Source organism: Pseudomonas baetica (assembly GCF_019733355.1).
Taxonomy (GTDB): Bacteria; Pseudomonadota; Gammaproteobacteria; order Pseudomonadales; family Pseudomonadaceae; genus Aquipseudomonas; species Aquipseudomonas baetica_A.
The window spans coordinates 49,556-67,498 of sequence record NZ_JAIHLQ010000040.1 but is presented as its reverse complement, the minus strand read 5'-3'; the positions used below and the strand labels follow the sequence as shown (position 1 = coordinate 67,498).

19 protein-coding genes and 1 pseudogene are annotated in these 17,943 nt (G+C 57.9%); 8 read left to right on the top strand and 12 right to left on the bottom strand.

Annotation, left to right across the window (positions count from 1 at the left end):
• Positions 1–388, bottom strand: a pseudogene (locus tag K5E40_RS27725) (IS4 family transposase); the annotation flags it as partial.
• Positions 389–534: 146 nt separating this feature from the next.
• On the opposite strand from K5E40_RS27725, the gene K5E40_RS27720 reads away from it, so the two are divergent.
• The 5 genes from K5E40_RS27720 (at position 535) to K5E40_RS27700 (ending at position 2,597) form a co-directional block, all read left to right on the top strand.
• Positions 535–777 carry a hypothetical protein gene (locus tag K5E40_RS27720; protein WP_221733461.1) on the top strand — a complete coding sequence of 81 codons (243 nt, stop codon included), beginning with the start codon at positions 535–537 and terminating at the stop codon, positions 775–777.
• A complete protein-coding gene (locus tag K5E40_RS27715) occupies positions 774–1,139 on the top strand; it encodes a hypothetical protein (RefSeq protein WP_221733460.1) in 366 nt (121 codons plus the stop codon). Before K5E40_RS27720 ends, K5E40_RS27715 begins: the two co-directional genes overlap by 4 nt.
• A 102-nt stretch (positions 1,140–1,241) precedes the next feature.
• A complete protein-coding gene (locus K5E40_RS27710; RefSeq protein WP_221733459.1) occupies positions 1,242–1,607 on the top strand; it encodes a hypothetical protein in 366 nt (121 codons plus the stop codon).
• 70 nt (positions 1,608–1,677) lie between these two features.
• Positions 1,678–2,223 (top strand): hypothetical protein, encoded by a 546-nt coding sequence (locus tag K5E40_RS27705; RefSeq protein WP_221733463.1) that lies wholly within the window; start codon positions 1,678–1,680, stop codon positions 2,221–2,223.
• A 5-nt stretch (positions 2,224–2,228) separates the two neighbouring features.
• Positions 2,229–2,597 (top strand): hypothetical protein, encoded by a 369-nt coding sequence (locus K5E40_RS27700; protein WP_221733458.1) that lies wholly within the window; start codon positions 2,229–2,231, stop codon positions 2,595–2,597.
• 56 nt (positions 2,598–2,653) lie between these two features.
• On the opposite strand, the gene K5E40_RS27695 is transcribed toward K5E40_RS27700, so the two are convergent.
• Together K5E40_RS27695 and K5E40_RS27690 are read right to left on the bottom strand one after the other, a co-directional pair.
• A complete protein-coding gene (locus K5E40_RS27695) occupies positions 2,654–3,697 on the bottom strand; it encodes an LLM class flavin-dependent oxidoreductase (protein ID WP_160039505.1) in 1,044 nt (347 codons plus the stop codon).
• A gap of 153 nt (positions 3,698–3,850) precedes the next feature.
• A complete protein-coding gene (locus tag K5E40_RS27690; protein ID WP_221733457.1) occupies positions 3,851–4,336 on the bottom strand; it encodes a flavin reductase family protein in 486 nt (161 codons plus the stop codon).
• A 324-nt stretch (positions 4,337–4,660) separates the two neighbouring features.
• Here K5E40_RS27690 and K5E40_RS27685 point away from each other — a divergent pair, with 324 nt between their 5' ends.
• Entirely contained in the window at positions 4,661–6,073 is a 1,413-nt protein-coding gene (locus K5E40_RS27685) for a cytosine permease (RefSeq protein ID WP_221733456.1), read from the top strand.
• Positions 6,074–6,323: 250 nt separating this feature from the next.
• Positions 6,324–7,424 (top strand): polyamine ABC transporter substrate-binding protein, encoded by a 1,101-nt coding sequence (locus K5E40_RS27680; protein ID WP_221733455.1) that lies wholly within the window; start codon positions 6,324–6,326, stop codon positions 7,422–7,424.
• 41 nt (positions 7,425–7,465) lie between these two features.
• Here the strand turns inward: K5E40_RS27680 and K5E40_RS27675 are convergent, their stop codons facing one another.
• On the bottom strand, positions 7,466–8,446 hold the full coding sequence (locus K5E40_RS27675) for a TerC family protein (RefSeq protein WP_221733454.1): 981 nt from the start codon (positions 8,444–8,446) through the stop codon (positions 7,466–7,468).
• Positions 8,447–8,618: 172 nt separating this feature from the next.
• On the bottom strand, positions 8,619–9,407 hold the full coding sequence (locus K5E40_RS27670) for a helix-turn-helix domain-containing protein (RefSeq protein WP_221733453.1): 789 nt from the start codon (positions 9,405–9,407) through the stop codon (positions 8,619–8,621).
• Between the two features lie 84 nt (positions 9,408–9,491).
• On the opposite strand from K5E40_RS27670, the gene K5E40_RS27665 reads away from it, so the two are divergent.
• Positions 9,492–10,490 (top strand): bile acid:sodium symporter family protein, encoded by a 999-nt coding sequence (locus K5E40_RS27665; RefSeq protein WP_221733452.1) that lies wholly within the window; start codon positions 9,492–9,494, stop codon positions 10,488–10,490.
• 7 nt (positions 10,491–10,497) lie between these two features.
• Here K5E40_RS27665 and K5E40_RS27660 read toward each other — a convergent pair whose 3' ends face one another.
• The 7 genes from K5E40_RS27660 to fabI form a co-directional block, all read right to left on the bottom strand.
• Positions 10,498–11,850 carry an ATP-binding protein gene (locus K5E40_RS27660; RefSeq protein WP_221733451.1) on the bottom strand — a complete coding sequence of 451 codons (1,353 nt, stop codon included), beginning with the start codon at positions 11,848–11,850 and terminating at the stop codon, positions 10,498–10,500.
• On the bottom strand, positions 11,826–12,491 hold the full coding sequence (locus K5E40_RS27655) for a response regulator transcription factor (protein ID WP_221733450.1): 666 nt from the start codon (positions 12,489–12,491) through the stop codon (positions 11,826–11,828). The genes K5E40_RS27660 and K5E40_RS27655 overlap by 25 nt, the downstream gene beginning before the upstream one ends.
• Positions 12,492–12,598: 107 nt before the next feature.
• Positions 12,599–13,036, bottom strand: coding sequence for a hypothetical protein (locus K5E40_RS27650; RefSeq protein ID WP_221733449.1), 438 nt, complete (start codon positions 13,034–13,036; stop codon positions 12,599–12,601).
• Positions 13,037–13,064: 28 nt separating this feature from the next.
• Positions 13,065–13,829: a hypothetical protein gene (locus K5E40_RS27645; RefSeq protein ID WP_221733448.1), complete on the bottom strand. Its 765-nt coding sequence runs from the start codon at positions 13,827–13,829 to the stop codon at positions 13,065–13,067.
• 528 nt (positions 13,830–14,357) lie between these two features.
• Positions 14,358–15,530 carry a cystathionine gamma-synthase gene (locus K5E40_RS27640; RefSeq protein WP_221733447.1) on the bottom strand — a complete coding sequence of 391 codons (1,173 nt, stop codon included), beginning with the start codon at positions 15,528–15,530 and terminating at the stop codon, positions 14,358–14,360.
• A complete protein-coding gene (locus K5E40_RS27635; RefSeq protein WP_221733446.1) occupies positions 15,527–16,903 on the bottom strand; it encodes a pyridoxal-phosphate dependent enzyme in 1,377 nt (458 codons plus the stop codon). Before K5E40_RS27635 ends, K5E40_RS27640 begins: the two co-directional genes overlap by 4 nt.
• Before the next feature lie 242 nt (positions 16,904–17,145).
• Positions 17,146–17,940, bottom strand: a complete 795-nt coding sequence (gene fabI / locus K5E40_RS27630) for an enoyl-ACP reductase FabI (RefSeq protein ID WP_221733445.1) — start codon at positions 17,938–17,940, stop codon at positions 17,146–17,148.
• Positions 17,941–17,943 lie beyond the last annotated feature (3 nt).

Here is a 17,943-nt window from a genome sequence, read left to right as displayed (position 1 = left end):
ACTTGGGACAGCTCTCGCGCTCATGAACGCTTTCATAAACCGGAAATGAGCGTCCCGCCAGAGGGATCGATGCTCTTAGCAAAAAGGCTGTGCCTGAAGCGTCAATTCGAGGCCAGTCGACCAGGATCAAAGGATGCTTCAACGAACCCAGCAATGCCCGAAGCATTACCCAATAGAACAATGGGCGCTCTGATCTCAAGTGTTGATTGCCCAGCAACCGATCCACACGCTTGATCGAATGCTTGGGATAAGCACGCCCCGTCATGAAGCGACCAAGAGCGGTCAGTGTCAGTCGACGTCCTTGCAGTAACGAACTGACACAACGTCGAGAATGGATAGAGGGCAGTGCTTGAGCGAGCGCTCTGTGCAAAAATCGGATGGCTTGCATGGGTTCGGTTTCTTGTATTTGTGTGGTGCAAACCAAGTTGCCGACTCATGCAGGCCTCTTCAATATTCCAACTTCTTGATTTTCTGTAAGAAAAATCGGGGATCCCTCAGGGACAGACCACAAATCTACTCCAGGCTCTGCGCCTGATGATGCACCTCATCACGCAGAGCCTTTTCCAATGTTCCCCATATGCCGGGTTTGCGCAAAATCTCGCGAACAAAATGGGCGTTCCGGTCAAGGCTCCTACCAATTTGGTGTGGGCAAATCCCAATGGTATGATGGTCGTCGCTCCAAGAGCTTCGTCAAGTCCTAGTTCGCCACTTTTTAATCATCCTGATATGGCGAATCAGGGGACATTTAAAGTGTTTAATCCTGGAAAACCACAATGAGCAAGCAGTGTTTTATGGCGTGCGAGCAGTGTGGGGGGGAGCTGTCTGTCTACAGAGAAGGCAGCGCCCAAGGAGTAAAATGTTCTCAGTGCGGCTGGTCGGTAGTTACAACCCACATTCCAGAGATTAAGGTGGACGAGACTCAGTATGAGGTGCGCTGCCGGGGTGACTACCAGAATAAAGCCCATGTAAAAACTGTTTCTGAAGTTACAGGCCGTAATTTCTTGTCTTCCAGAACTACTCTCCAGCAAGATCTTGCTCTGGTGTTTGTCGGTCAAGCGGAGAAGGTTTTGCAGGTTAGAAATACTCTTGTTTTTGCGGGAATGACTTGTGAGATTACGCCTGATTTTCGCTGGGTATGAACATTGCGCATAACCTCGGACAGATCACGTTTAGAAAGCGTTGCGAAAACGTAGTCTGTTGCTGTTATGTGCCAACGAAAATGGTTCGTTGAGGGGCTAATCATGTCAGCGATTTTAAGTTATAAAGAAATAATGCAGCAAATGTTTTACTACTATCCCATTTACTGCAGAACTAAAATCAGGAAGAACAAAAAGTCGGTTTTTTCCTGGGTTGAAGGGGAGCTTGAAGTCGGCTATGCATTAAATGAGATGGAGGAAAGTTTTGTTACTCCAGTTGAAAATTTAATGCTCCAGACTGCCGGACTTGTGTTGTCGGCGGGTAGAGAGCCCAAGGTGGCTTTTGATTTTGCGGTCGCCCATATAAAAGGGATTATTGAGGTGCATGGGTTAGCGTTTCTTATGTCGCAGTTGTCTGAACAGGATGCTTTGCAGGTCGAGTCGGACTTACAGCTTCTGGACATTATTTAACGGTTGCTGCAGGGCAGGTTTATTGAGTTCGATAAGCCTGCCCGCTACGTCTTTACGGGGTGATAAAAAATTGATTAGAACGGGACTTTTGCTTTCACTGGTTTTCCTGATTGCAGGCTGCCATTCGAACGTCAGAGACTCTTCCCCCAGTCTTTTAAAGGATGGTGTCCAACTTCAGCAAAAAACGGCTACGACAGATGCACAACACGCCAAAGTCATCATGAAAGCCACAGGCTACACATACCCTGTCGAGTTCTCGGTTCGCCGTGCTGCAGATCCTGATCAACGAATGGAAGTGCTGGGTACTGTGGTGGATTCCGGGCGGGGCAAGGTATTCGGCTGGATCGCCAAAGTCAGCGAAGCGGCCAATAGCGCCACGTTCAAGCACTTCCCTCAGCTGGAAACGCAAGCCAATGCCGACGAACCCTTCGAGGTGTCAGGGCGTTCCAACGGCATGGGCACTGGCAATACTTATAGCTGCGGGCCGCTGAACAGTACTTTTACGCCGGAACGAAGCAAGGTCTACCTGGTGGAGTTTCAGTTTGTCGGGCAGGGTTGCGAGCAGCATGTTTACGATGTTAGCCAGCCGGGTCAACGTAGCCCCATCGGAGCCTGAGCCATTTGAAATTACACATTCATTTCCCTGACAACCTCATCTCCGATGATTTGCTCAGACAGCAACGGATTCCCTGCCTTTGCAAGGTTTCAAAGCAGTTCGAAATTTCCTTCTCGGATACGGTCCCTGAATCATCCGGGATAGTATCGGGCTGGAGTCGTGAGGAACTGGAACGACGGGCGGTCGCCGGGGCGGGTGGTCAATACACTCACTATGCCAATAGTCTCATTACGTTAAGTAAAATTAGCGAAGGCCTTTACCAGATCATTGATCTTGAAATGTTCTACCGAAGCTTTGGTTGGTGCACTGTTTTCCGAGATGGACAATACGCACCCGCAGGAAATTTCTGGGACGATGAACCCGCGCAAAACTAAAACGCCCCGAACTCTGCCGGGGCGTTTTCATTTACCGGGCTGAACCAGCATAGTATTTACCGAAACGCCGGCACCACATGCTTGATAAACAACTCCAACGACTTCTTCTTCTCCTCATGCGGCAGACTGTTATCACACCAGAAGCTGAACTCATCCACCCCCAGTTCCTGGTAGTACTTGATCCGCGGAATGATCTCTTCTGGCGTACCGATCATCGCCGTCTTGTGCAGACTCTCCAGTTCAAACTCCGGACGCCCGGCAAACTTCTCTTCCGGGCTCGGGGCGAGGAAGCCGTTGACCGGTGTCTCCTTGTTGCCAAACCACGCATCGAACGTGCGATAGAAACGTGAGATCGCTTTCGCACCGATTTTCCAGCCGTCCGGATTATCAGCGGTGTGAACGTGGGTATGGCGCAGCACCATCAATTGCGGGCGCGGCACATCCGGGTTGTTGTCCAGTGCGGTCTGGAATTTGTTTTTCAGGTCGAGGACTTCTTCGTCGCCTTTCATCAATGGCGTGACCATGACGTTGCAGCCGTTGGCCACGGCGAAGTTGTGCGAGTCCGGGTCGCGGGCGGCGATCCACATTGGTGGATTGGGCTTCTGGATCGGTTTCGGCACGCTGGTGGAGGTGGGGAATTTCCAGATGTCGCCGTCGTGGGCGTAGTCGCCTTGCCACAGGGCGCGGACTACCGGGACCATTTCCCGCAGGGCCTGGCCACCGCTTGATGCTGGCATGCCGCCGGCCATGCGATCGAATTCAACTTGATAGGCACCACGGGCGAGGCCGACTTCCATGCGACCGTTGCTGATGACGTCGAGCAACGCGCATTCACCGGCGACGCGCAGCGGGTGCCAGAACGGCGCGATGATGGTGCCGGCGCCGAGGTGGATGGTGGTGGTTTTCGCTGCGAGGTAGGCCAGCAGCGGCATCGGGCTTGGCGAGATGGTGTATTCCATCGCGTGGTGTTCGCCGATCCACACGGTGCTGAAACCACCGGCCTCGGCCATCAGGGTCAGTTCGGTCAGGTCTTCGAACAGTTGGCGGTGGCTGACGCTTTCGTCCCAGCGTTCCATGTGGATGAACAGGGAAAATTTCATGACGCTTCCTCGGATCTTTTGTTGTTGAGGCTACGTGTGGGAGCGGGCTTGCTCGCGAATGCGGTGGATCAATCGAGATCTCTGGTGGCTGACACATCGCTTTCGGGAGCAAGCCCCCTCCCACAGTGGGTCTGTGTGGGGCTGAAACTTTGCTCAGGCCAGGACGGGCAGGGCACCCATCTTGCCGTGGCAATACACCAGCGGCCCGGTGTGCTGTTCGGGGACGATCAGATTCTTCACCGCGCCGACCATGATGGCGTGGTCGCCGCCTTCGTATTCGCGCCACAGCTCACACTCGATGATAGCTGTCGCGTTGGCCAGGATCGGGTTGCCCAGTTCGCTCAACGTCCATTCGATGCCTTGTGCCTTGTCCTTGCCTTTACGGGCGAACGCGTAGGCTTCGTTTTGCTGACCGCCGGACAGAAAGTGGATCGCAAAACGTTTGTTCTTGATCAGCACAGGATAGGAGTCGGAGCTGTAATTGGGGCAGAACAGCACCAGGGCCGGGTCCATCGACAGCGAGCTGAAGGCGCTGGCGGTCAGGCCGACAATCTGGCCGTCATCATCCAGCGTGGTGATAACGGTTACGCCGGACGGGAACGAGCCCATGACTTGTTTGTAGATGGCGGCATCGATCATTGGACAGTCCTCGGGTGGTGTGACGCTGTTTTTATGTATTTGTTGGTCTGATGGTATACCACAAATTAATCTTTGCAAGGGCTTTTAAGCTGAACCGATAAACGTGCCGCGTTCGTCGGGAACTCAACGTTTACGGGCTTTTTAGCTATTTGATAGGCCGTCGTTTCAGCGAGGATGGCGGATCAGATAGTGCCGTAAACTACGGATCAGTCTTGTGAAATGTTTGGAATACCATAATATGGATTGCATCTGAGGGGCGACCAAAGAGTCCTCCCGGTTTGGCTTCATACAACGATAAGAACAGACAAACTCGAGTTCATGCATATGTCCCAGAAGTCCCGGCAAGATCCGTTGATCGAGAATCACACGGTCGACTACGTCCCACTCGCGGAACGCCACGGGAAGGCCCGCGACCTTTTCACGCTTTGGTTCAGCACCAACATTGCGCCACTGCCCATCGTCACCGGCGCCATGGTGGTTCAGGTGTTCCATCTCGATTTGCTCTGGGGGCTGTTGGCGATTGCGTTGGGGCACATGATCGGTGGCGTGGTGATTGCCCTGGCATCGGCGCAAGGCCCGCGCATGGGCATTCCGCAAATGGTCCAGAGTCGCGGCCAGTTCGGCCGTTATGGCGCGCTGTTGATCGTGTTCTTTGCGGCGATCATCTACATCGGCTTCTTCATTTCCAACATCGTGCTGGCGGGTAAATCCATCGTCGGCATTGCACCATCGGTGCCGGCACCGTTAAGCATTTTGATCGGTGCGCTGGCCGCCACGGCGATTGGCGTGATCGGCTACAACTTCATCCATACGCTCAACCGCATCGGCACCTGGGTGATGGGCAGCGCTTTGCTGGCGGGCTTCATTTACATCTTTGCCCACGACTTGCCGGCGGACTTTTTGACTCGCGGCAGTTTCAATCTGTCCGGCTGGCTGGCGACGGTGTCGCTGGGGATTATCTGGCAGATCAGTTTCTCGCCTTACGTGTCCGACTATTCACGTTATCTGCCGGTGGACATCGGCATCGCCAAGCCGTTTTGGGCGACGTATCTGGGCGCAACCCTGGGCACGATTCTGTCGTTCAGCTTCGGCGCGGTGGCGGTGCTGGCGACACCCGACGGCACCGAAGCGATGGTCGCCGTGAAGCAATCCACCGGCTGGCTGGGGCCGATTCTGATGGTGTTGTTCCTGCTCAACATCATCAGCCACAACGCCCTCAATCTGTATGGCGCGGTGCTGTCGATCATCACCTCGATCCAGACTTTCGCCAGCCAATGGACACCGAGCATCAAGGTGCGCGTGGTGCTGTCGAGCGTGATCCTGGCGGGATGCTGCGTGGTCGCACTCGGCGCTTCGGCGGATTTCATTTCCGAGTTCATCGGTTTGATTCTGGCGCTGTTGCTGGTGCTGGTGCCGTGGGCGTCGATCAACCTGATCGACTTTTACCTGATCAAACGCGGTTGCTACGACATCACCTCGATTTTCCGTGCTGACGGTGGCATTTACGGACGCTTCAATCTGCACGCGATCATTGCCTATTTCATCGGTATCGTCGTGCAGTTGCCGTTCGCCAATACTTCACTGTACGTCGGGCCTTACGCCAATCTGGTCGACGGTGCGGATCTGTCGTGGCTGGTTGGCCTGGTGGTGACGATTCCTCTTTATTACTGCCTGGCGACGCGTGGCCAGAGCCAGACCGGGCAGAGCAGGGCGGTCAAGTTGGGTTACACCGACTGAGTTGATCCTCGACCTGACAATGCCCGGCAAAACTGCCGGGCATTGTTGTTTCCGCATCCCGGTGGTCATTCAAATTGGCCATATCGATCCCCTTTTGGCCCATCCCCCACTGTGCTCAGGCGCCGCTGTCAGCAAGAATCAATGCCACAACGAGACGCTGAACCTTTATTACCCTTGGCTACCTTTAAAGCCGCTGCCGTGTACAGAACATAAAAACCATCGACTCACGCCGCATTTTGGGGAAACAACCATGGTCACGATGAAACGCATTCTGGGCGCCACCGTGTGTGGGCTGACGCTGTTGGCCTGCGCCGTTCAGGCCGAGCAGCGCGAGCTGCGCGTCTATAACTGGGCGGACTACATCCTGCCGTCGGTGCCCAGGGATTTCGCCGCGAAGAGCGGCATCAAAGTGATCTGGGACACCTTCGACACCAACGAATCCCTGGAAGCCAAACTGCTCACCGGCAACTCCGGTTACGACCTGGTGGTGCCGTCGAACCAGTTCCTTGAAACGCAGATCAAGGCTGGCGTGTTTCAGAAACTGGATAAATCGAAACTGCCGAACTGGAGCCACCAGGATCCGGAACTGTTGAAACTGCTGGGCAAGAACGATCCGGGCAACCAGTACGGCGTGCCTTACATGGTCGGCACCGTGCTGATCGGCTTCAACCCGGCCAAGGTCAAGGCTGCATTGGGCGACAACGCGCCGGTGGACAGTTGGGATCTGGTGTTCAAACCGCAGAACATGGAAAAGCTCAAATCCTGCGGCGTGGCGATGCTTGATTCGCCGACGGAAATCCTCCCGCTGGCCCTGCATTACCTGGGCCTCGACCCGAACAGCCAGAACCCCGCCGACTATGAAAAAGCCAAGGAGCTGATGCTCAAGGTTCGCCCTTACGTGACCTACTTCAACTCGGCCAAGTACATGACCGACATCGCCAACGGTGACATCTGCGTGGCCATCGGTTACTCCGGCAGCTTCTACCAGTTCGGCAACCGCGCCAAAGAGGCGAAAAACGGCGTAGTGGTTGACTGGCGCTTGCCAAAGGAAGGCGCGCCGATCTGGTTCGACACCTTCGCCATTCCCAAGAGCGCGAAGAACGTCGCCGAGGCCCACGAATTCCTCAACACTTTGCTGGATCCGAAGGTGATTGCACCGATCAGCGATTTCCTCGGTTACCCGAACGCGAACAAGGATTCGATGGCGCTGATCAACAAGGACATCACCGGCAACCCGAACCTGACGCCGACCAGCGAAGCGCTGAAAACGCTCTACGTGGTTCAGCCATTGCCGCAAAAGCTTGAGCGCGTCCGCACCCGCGTCTGGACCAGTATCAAGTCCGATAAATAACAGCACACAACCCTGTGGGAGCAGCTTGCTCCCACAGGGATTTATGGGGATTGTTTTTCCGGCGTTTTTTCTCTGGTCATCATCAGGCTCAACAACACTGAGCCCAGAATCACCACACCCACCACCGCCAGCGACCACTCCACCGGCATGTGGAGCCACGGCATCAACGTCATCTTGGCGCCAATGAACACCAGCACAATCGCCAGCCCGTACTTGAGCAGATGAAAGCGCTCAGCCATGTCCGCCAGCAGGAAGTACAGCGCCCGCAGGCCCATGATCGCGAAGATGTTCGAGGTGAACACGATGAACGGGTCGGTGGTGACGGCGAAGATCGCCGGAATGCTGTCGACCGCAAACATCAGGTCGCTCGCTTCGATCAAGACCAGCACCAGAAACATCGGTGTCGCCCAGCGCACGCCGTTTTGCAGCACGAAAAAGCGCTCGCCATGAAAGTCCTTGGTGATCCGCATGTGCCCGCGGACCCAGCGCAGCAAAGGGTTTTTTTCCAGATCCGGTTGTTGCTCGGCGAACACCAGCATCTTGACCCCGGTGATGATCAAAAACACGCCGAAGGCATACAGCAGCCACTCGAACTGCGACACCAGCCACACGCCGGCAAAAATCATCACCGCACGCATCACGATCGCCCCGAGCACGCCGTACAGCAGCACCCGGCGCTGCAACTCCGGCGGCACGGCGAAGTAGCTGAAGATCATCACGAAGATGAACATGTTGTCGATCGACAGCGACTGCTCGATCAGGTAACCGGTGAGGAATTCGAGGGTTTTCTGTCGGGCGATTTCGCCGCCGAACGTGCCGTTCAGGTACCACCAGAGCAACCCCGCGAAACTCAATGCCAACAAGCACCAGGCAATGACCCAGGACAAGGCTTCGCGCACCGAGACGCGATGCGCCTTGCGCCCCCCGAACACAAACAAATCCAGTGCCAGCATGGCAAGTACGAAGACGATGAAGGCGCCCCACATCCAGGGTTCGCCGATATTGATGTTCGTGGCTGGCATGTCGCGCTCCCTGTCTTTGTTGTATGAGCTTTGTTTGAATGAGGGTCAGACGAGGCCATGCTAGCGACGAGTTTGCGCCAAAGAAAAATCGTTTATTTCTGGGGGAGAGTTCGTAAATAACGAAGTGTCGGGTCGCAGCGGCGATCTTCTGGAGTCGCTGGCGGTTCGCTGATTAACGAAAAAACTCCCCTGGCGTTTCGCCGAACTGTTGGCGAAACGCCGCGATAAACGCCGAGGTTGAATCGTAGCCACAGGCCAGCGCGACGTCGGTAACGCGTTCACCTTTCTCCAATGGCGTCAGGGCGCCGAGCAGTCGTAAGCGCTGGCGCCAGGCCCGAAAGGTCAGGCCGGTATCGCGCAGGAACAGGCGTGTCAGGGTCTTTTCGGTGACGCCGAATTTCACGCTCCAGTGGCTTAGTGTGGTTTGCTGTTCCGGATGCTGCTCCAGGCTCTGGTAGATCTGCCGCAAACGGGCGTCCTGAGGCAGCGGCAGCATCAGATCAATCTGGGGTGCCTCGGCCAATTGATCGAGGATCACTTGCGCCAAGCGTCCATGGGCGCCGTTCTGGTCGTATTCCACGGGCACCCGGCTGAACGCGCGGATCAGCTCCCTGAGCAAATCGCTGACGCCCAGCACATGGCAATGCCCAACCGCCCAACCGGCGACACTGCAATCGATGTACAGGCTGCGCATCTCGGTGTGCGGTGAGCTGAATACCCGGTGCGGCACGCCGGCCGGAATCCACACGGCGCGCTCCGGCGGCGCAACGAAACGTCCGGCGCTGGTCTGTACTTCGAGCACGCCCTGAATGGCGTAAGACAGTTGCACCCAAGGGTGGCTGTGGCGCCGGGTCAGCGCACGATTGGGCAGCGATTCGGTGCGCCCGTACAGCGGGCGCGGTAGGCTGGGCAGCCCGGGAATGCTGCGTCGGATGCTCTTTTCGTGTCCTTTAGGCGGCATCTGTGGGCTCTTCGGCGTTAGTCGGTAATTGAGCATCACGTTAGAGTCGTCGGCACGCACTGGCAACCCCCGGATGAATACACCATGACGCGCCCACGATTTTTGCCCGACAACTTCACCCTGACGCTGATTGTCGTTGTGCTGCTGGCCAGTTTTCTGCCCGCCAGTGGACAGGTTGCGGTCGGCTTCGGCTGGCTGACCAACATTGCCATCGCGCTGCTGTTTTTCCTCCACGGCGCCAAACTTTCCCGCGAGTCGATCATTGCCGGTGCGGGTCACTGGCGCCTGCATTTGCTGGTGTTCGGCCTGACGTTTGTTCTTTTCCCGCTATTGGGTCTGGCGCTGAAACCGCTGCTGTCGCCGTTGATCGGTGATCATCTCTACATGGGCATGCTTTACCTGTGCGCCTTACCGGCCACGGTGCAGTCGGCCATTGCCTTCACTTCGCTGGCGCGGGGCAATATTCCAGCGGCGATTTGCAGCGCGGCGGCGTCCAGTCTGTTCGGGATTTTCCTCACGCCGTTGCTGGTGACGTTGTTGCTTGACGTGCAGGGCGACGGCGGTTCGACCCTCGATGCGATCCTGAAAATCAGTGTGCAACTGCTGCTGCCCTTCATTGCCGGGCAGGTCGCACGGCGCTGGATTGGTGCGTGGGTGGGGCGCAACAAAAACTGGCTGAAATTTGTCGATCAAGGCTCGATTCTGCTGGTGGTTTATGGCGCGTTCAGTGAAGCCGTCAACGAAGGTATCTGGCATCAGATCCCAATCGCCGATCTGCTGGGGCTGGTGGTGGTGTGCTGCATCTTGCTGGCGCTGGTACTGGTGGCGTCGACGCTGCTGGGCAAGGCGTTTGGCTTCAGCCAGGAAGACCGCATCACCATTTTGTTCTGCGGCTCGAAAAAGAGCCTGGCCACCGGCGTGCCGATGGCGCAGGTGTTGTTTGCCGGGAGCACCATCGGCGTGCTGATCCTGCCGCTGATGCTGTTCCATCAGATTCAACTGATGGTCTGCGCGGTGTTGGCGCAGCGCTATGCGAAACGGCCAGAGTCGGTGCCGGAATTGATGGCGCAGGTGGACCCGTGAGCAAGCGTCAGCGCGAAGGCGTTGTGAACACGACCGAAACGCATAGGCCGCTTTTTCGGGAGACGTCCGAATAATCCAGTCGAACCAGCGCGCCGGCGCGGGCTGCTATTGCCTTGACGATAGACAGGCCCAGGCCAGAGCCCGGCTCTTCGGTCATCTCACTTCGATAGAACGGCTCGAAGACCTTCGGCCGTTCCGCTTCGACAATGCCAGGCCCTGTGTCCCTGATCTGCACGGTGACGGTTACATCAGTGCGTTCTATCGATAGATCTATGCGTCCTCCTGGGGGCGTGTAGCGGATGGCGTTATCCACGAGGTTTTTCACCAGCGTGAACAGATCCATCTCATGGATGACGACCTTCACGTCTTCAACGCCTTCAACGCCGATATCGATGTGCTTGCGCTCGGCCAGTGGCAGCAGATCCTCCAAGACCTGTCGGTAGACAGCATGGACAGAAACCGCCGTCGGCCGTCTGGTTGAGCCCGATTGCGCACTGGCCAGGGTCAGCAACTGATCAATCAGTTTTCGGCTGCGCTCGATGCCCTCAGACAGCGGCTGCAACCGCTCACGAGCCAGCAGTGACATGTCGGTTGCGCCGAGTCGCTGAGCTTGCAGGGACAGGGCTGTCATGGGTGAACGCAGTTCATGGGCCGCGTCCGCGACGAAGCGGCGCTCGGTGTCCATTGATTGCGCAACGCGTGCGAGCAGTTGATTGATGGCAACCACGAAGGGCCTGATTTCGCTGGGCACGTGCTGCTCGTCAATCGGGTGCAGTGCTTGCTCATCGCGCCGGTTGATCTCGGCCGAGAGGCTTGAGACGGGGCGGAACATTTTGCGCACCAGATCCCCCACGGCCAGTAGCAGTACCGGAAACAGAATCAGAAACGGTAAAAGGCTGCGCCAGGCGCGCTCGCGGGCTTCCTTGTTGCGCACATCGGCTTCCTGGGCGACGACAATGCGCTCGCCGCGTGCGGTGGTACGCACCAGCACACGAAAGTCTTCGCCGGCAATATTCGCCGTCGATAAGCCATCGGTCAGCGTGGTGGGGAAGGGCAGCGGTATCGCCGCGTCATCGCCGGTGATGGCTTTGCTGCTATCGGCCAGGTATTGCACGGTGATTCGCGAATCCTCATCGTCATTGCTCTGCTCGGCAGAGGGATAGTGCAAGGTCATCTGTTGTCGATCAAACAGGATGGCCACCTGACGCAAGCCCTCGTCCTGCATTTCGTGGGCTTCGTCGAGTGCCGAGACGAAAGCGAAAACACCGGCCGCCAATGCCACGATCAAAATGGCCAGCGATAACGTTATCGACAGCCGTAACTGAACCGATTCGCTCAAGCGCCTTTTGAAACCATCCATCCCATACCTCTGACGTTCTTGATGATGTGGTTACCGAGCTTGCGCCGCAGTGCGTGAATCAAAAATTCCACGGCATTGCTTTCCACTTCATTGCCCCAGCCATAGAGCCGGTCTTCGAGTTCGCTGCGTGAAAGAATCGCGCCGGGCCGAATCAACAAGGCTTGCAGCAAGGCAAACTCTCGGTTCGATAGCTGCACGTCGGAATGGTCGGCACTCGACGCTTGTTTTGAGATCAGGTCCAGTGTCACCGCGCCGTTTTCCAGCACTGACTGGGCGCTGCCGCCCTTGCGACGCAGCACCGCGCGCATGCGGGCGAGCATTTCGGCGATGTCGAACGGTTTGAGCAGGTAGTCGTCAGCGCCGCCATCCAGGCCACGCAAGCGGTCATCGAGACTGTCCCGGGCGGTGATGATCACCAGCGGCACTGGATTGTTCCGGGCGCGGATGCTGTCGAGAACATCGAGCCCGTCCTTGCCGGGTAATCCGAGATCGAGCAATACCAGGTCATATGTTTGAGTCTCTAGCGCGGTCAGCGCGGTGAGCCCGTTTTTTACCCAATCGGCCGCATAGCTCGCATCGCTCAGGGCCCCCTGAATGGCATCACCAATCATCGGGTCATCTTCGACCAACAATATCCGCATGTCCGGCTCCGAAAAAAAAGCGCGGCGGTCATGACCGCCGCGCTTGTATTGAAGCATCTGCCCCGTTGTTTGTCCGCCGCTGGATCAGCGCGCGGGGCGGCCGCAGGTCATGGCTTGCCTTTCATCGAGTCGAAGGCCTTGAGCAGATCATCCATTGCCGCCTTGCAGTCACTCTGCTTGGGCGTGCCGGCGCGCAAGGCATCCAGTGCCCGGTCGATGGCTTTGTCCAGTACGTGCCAGTCAGCGGCGGCGCGGGGTTTGATGCCCGCTTCGGCGGAGTCCCAGGAGGTCTCCAGATCTTTGATGCGGGTCTTGGCGCCCGGCAGGTCATTTTTATCGACGAGTGCGGCGACATTGGCCGCGATGGTACGGAACTCGGACAGATCACCCAGTTTCGAGCCTGATTGGGTTTGAACACTGCCGGACGTCGAATGGGTTCCCGCATTGAGTTTATCGGCCGGCTTTGAGCAACCTGCGGCGATGCTCAGCAGGCAAATCGATGAAACGATGGCAACGTGGCGAAGCATGTTTTGAACAGTACCCATGACGATTCCTTGATTGGCTTTTAAAAAATTACTGAGTGATTGCTTTACGGCTGCCGGCGCTGATTTGCGCGACCGCCACCAGCAGCACAATGACGCAGAGGAAAATGGCACTGGTCCAGGCGGCGCCCATGCCGAGGCCGCCATACGTTTTGGCCTGGGTGAGCAAGTCGCCCAGAGAGGCACCGAACGGGCGAGTCAGGATGTAGGCAATCCAGAAGGTCAACACAACGTTGGCGCCCAGACGCCAGGCAATGAGGATCGCGGCAATCAGGGTGCCGAAAATCGCGGCGCCGAGGGTGAAGCCCAGGCCCAGCGCTTCAGTGGCCAGGTCGCCCGCCGCCGTACCCAGGGCAAAGGTGCACAGCACGGTCGTCCAGTAAAACCATTCGCGCCGTGGCGTGACGATTTCGCGGATCGACAGGCTGCGCTCTACCCGATACCAAACCCCAAAATTCACGGCTAACAGCACGGAAAAAACCGCGGTGCTGGTGTACAGGCTGATATCCAGCATATCGGTCATGATATCGGTGATTTGCGTGCCGACGATGCTCACAAGCACCACGGTCAGCCAGTAAATCCAAGGGGTGTAGGCTTTGGTGCGTAATTGCCAGAACAACGCGATGCCGAGCAGGATTGCCATGCCAACACTGGTCCATCCCGCGCCGAAGCCAACATCGACGGCGAGAAAGTCGGCGCCGGTTTCACCCACAGTCGTGGAAAGTATCTTGATCACCCAAAATGACAGCATCACCTCGGGTACTTTGTTCAGCCAGCCGGCCTTAGCGGGGTTCATGAGTGAATAACCTCTCCTGAGCAGCGTCGAATGTGCGCTGGAGGAGACGATACGGAACAAGACTTAGCTGGAACTGAGGGCCGTGGAAACGACGCTGTGCCGGGCTCAAATGTGCGGGTGCGACGCTGAACAGAGGGCTCGTCGGAATCGCCCGTGGGGTCGAAGGGCGCATATTGAGGACTGTTGACCGAGGCGGAATAACTGCCCAGTCGCAAAGCTGAAATCAGTCTAAAAACACTCATCCGTGCTCGCGCCGCTTTGCTAGGCTCAAAGGTGTAGGCGAAGACGCAGACTGATGCGCAAGCGGATAGCAAGGGGACGTGGGGCGCGTTCCGAAGGGTACACGGTTAGAAAGATCTCCGCGCTGAGATCCAGCCCTTACGCCGTGTGAAGCAGCCGAGACCGTACCTTTTCAATTGGGTCCGGTACTGTGAGAAGCCTGATAAACCTTGTAAGCCAGAGACCAGCACTGGCCGCCTACTCGAACACCAAAGCCCGCATCGTGCGGGCTTTGTCGTGCTTGCCTTATCAGATTTTCGTCAGCGCGTGCGCCAGATCGGCGCGCAAGTCCTCGATGTCTTCGACGCCCACCGACAATCGCACCAGCCCATCACCAATGCCCAGTTTTGCGCGGGTTTCAGGCGGAATGGTGGCGTGGGTCATGATCGCCGGATGCTCAATGAGGCTTTCGACGCCGCCGAGGCTTTCGGCCAGGGCGAAGATCTTCACGGTTTCCAGAAAACGCCGCGCACCGGCCAGGTCGCTGTTCAAGTCCACGGCGATCATCCCGCCGAAGCCGCGCATCTGTCGCTTGGCCAGTTCGTGCTGCGGGTGGGAAGGCAGGCCCGGGTAATAAACGCGCTTGACCTGCGGCTGATGTTCCAGCCACTGCGCCAGATCCAGCGCATTGCTGCAATGACGCTCCATGCGCAGCGCCAGGGTTTTCACCCCGCGCAACGTGAGAAACGCATCGAACGGCCCAGCGATCGCGCCGACCGCGTTCTGCAAAAAGCCCAAACGCTCGGCCAGTTCGGCGTTCTTCCCGACTACCGCGATGCCGCCGATTACATCGGAATGACCGTTCAGGTACTTGGTGGTCGAGTGCAGCACGATGTCGAAACCCAGCTCCAGCGGCCGTTGGATATACGGGCTGGCGAAGGTGTTGTCGGCAACCGTGATGATCCCGCGGGCCCGGCAGAGGCGGGCAATGGCGGCCAGATCCGACAGGCTCAGCAATGGGTTGGTCGGTGTCTCGACCATGACCATGCGCGTGTCCTCCTGCAGCGCCGCTTCGAACGCTGACAGGTCGGTCAGGTCGACGTAGCTGAAACGATGCCCGGCGCTGCGTTGACGCACCTTGTCGAACAGCCGGAAGGTGCCGCCGTACAGGTCGTTGCCGGAGATGATGTGTGAGCCCGCGTCGAGCAACTCCAGCACTGTGGAGATCGTCGCCAGCCCGGAGGCGAACGCAAATGCGCGGGTGCCACCCTCCAGATCCGCCACGCAGCGTTCCAGCGCAAAACGCGTCGGGTTGTGCGAGCGCCCGTAGTCAAAACCCTTGTGCACGCCAGGGCTGTCTTGCAGGTAGGTGGAGTTGGCATAGATCGGCGGCATCAGCGCGCCGGTGGTCGGGTCCGGTTCCTGCCCGGCATGGATCACCCGGGTCGCGAAGCTTTGGGTGTTCTTGTCGTGCTGACTCATGCGAGGGATCTCCGTAATTGGTTGAGCATGTCGGTGCGGGTGATCAGGCCATGGAAGCCTGAGGCATCGGCGATGATGGCGACGAGGCCACGGCTGAGCACTGATTCCAGCGCTGCGAGTGGCGCACCGGGGGCAAGGGTTTGCAGTTTGTCGGTCATCACGCTGGAGACCGATTGGCTGAAGCGGGCGGCATCTTCGTGAACGGCCAGCAGGATGTCCGATTCGTCGATCACGCCGACCAGCTCCTTGCCTTCAACCAGCACCGGCAGTTGCGAAACATCCGCCAGGCGCATGCGCTGGAACGCGGTCAGCAACGTGTCGCCGGGGCCGACGCTGATCACCCGGCCGTCCTCGAAACGCCGTGCGATCAGATCGCGCAAGTCGCCGTAGCCCTTGCGCTGCAACAGGCCCTGATCGGTCATCCACTGATCGTTGTAGACCTTGGACAAATAGCGCGTGCCGGTGTCGCAGACAAAACTCACCACGCGTTTCGGTTCGGTCTGTTCGCGGCAATAACGCAATGCCGCCGCGAGCAGGGTGCCCGTCGACGAGCCGCCGAGAATGCCCTCGGCGCGCAACAATTGACGAGCGTGATCGAAGCTTTCTTCATCGCTGATCGAGTAGGCGTGGCGTACGCTGGAGAGGTCGGTGATCGACGGAATGAAGTCTTCGCCGATGCCTTCGACCGCCCAAGAACCGGGCTTGGGCAGCGTGCCGTCGCGGCTGTATTGAGCCATCACCGAGCCGACCGGATCGGCCAGAACCATCTCCAGATCCGGTTGCTCGCGTTTGAAGAAGCGGGTCAGTCCGGTCAGCGTGCCGGCCGAACCGACGCCAACCACAATCGCATCCAGATCATGCTCGGTCTGCGCCCAGATCTCCGGCGCGGTGCTGCACTCATGGGCCAGCGGGTTGGCCGGGTTGTTGAACTGATCGGCGAAAAACGCGCCGGGAATGTCTTTCGCCAACCGCGCCGCGACGTCCTGGTAATACTCGGGATGGCCCTTGCCGACATCAGAGCGGGTGATGTGCACCTCGGCACCCATGGCCTTCAAGTGCAGGACTTTCTCGGTGGACATTTTGTCCGGCACCACCAGCACCACGCGATAACCCTTGGCGCGGCCGACCAGTGCAAGGCCCAGCCCGGTATTGCCGGCCGTGGCTTCGACAATCGTGCCGCCGGGTTGCAGGCGACCATCACGTTCGGCGGCGTCGATCATTGCCAGGCCGATGCGGTCCTTGATTGAGCCGCCGGGATTTTGTGATTCAAGTTTGAGAAACAGCGTGCACGGCCCGGTATCGAAGCGGGTGACTTGTACCAGCGGTGTATTTCCTATCAGCCCAAGGACGGCGGGGCGGGATTCCTTTGACATTCTTCACCTCTTGTTGGTGATGGATCGCGTTCCGTTCGCGAGGAAAAGCCTCGTTTGCAACATAGGCCCGGACAGACTTGCCCGCAACCTTTGAACAGTCTCATCGGGAAAGTGCTGACCGGGCTCAGGCCATAACGAAAAATGCTCCGTATCTTTCGATACGGAGCATTTTTTTGAGCACTTAGCCGATTGCCAGGTGTTCACGCCGTCTGAATTGGCGTTTTTTATCGGCTAACCGAAGATCACTCTTCGATGTTGCCCATGGCGGTGGTGTTGAAGCCGCCGTCCACGTACATGATTTCACCGCTGATGCCCGACGCCAGGTCGGAGCACAGGAAGGCGCCGGCGTTGCCAACTTCGTCGATGGTGACGTTGCGGCGCAGTGGCGTTTGCGCTTCGTTGGCGGCCAGCATCTTGCGGAAGTTCTTGATGCCGGAAGCGGCCAGGGTGCGGATCGGGCCAGCCGATACGCAGTTGACGCGGGTGCCGTCCGGGCCCAGGGAACCGGCCAGATAACGCACGCCAGCTTCCAGCGAAGCCTTGGCCATGCCCATCACGTTGTAGTTCGGCATGGTGCGCTCGGCGCCCAGGTACGACAGGGTCAGCAGGCTGCCGTTGCGGCCTTTCATCATTCCGCGGCCAGCTTTGGCCAGGGCCACGAAGCTGTAGGCGCTGATGTCGTGAGCGATGCGGAAACCGTCACGGGTGGTGGCTTCGGTGAAGTCGCCGTCCAGTTGGTCGCCCGGGGCGAAACCAACGGAGTGCACGATGCAGTCCAGGCCGTCCCACTTCTTGCTCAGTTCTTCAAAGACCTTGGCGATTTCTTCATCGCTGGCCACATCGCACGGGAAGCACAGCTCAGGGCTCGAACCCCAGCCTTGGGCGAATTCTTCAACACGACCTTTGAGTTTGTCGTTCTGATAAGTGAAGGCAAGCTCAGCGCCCTCGCGATGCATGGCGGCAGCGATGCCGGATGCGATGGACAGCTTGCTGGCGACACCGACGATCAGTACGCGCTTACCGGCGAGAAAACCCATGTG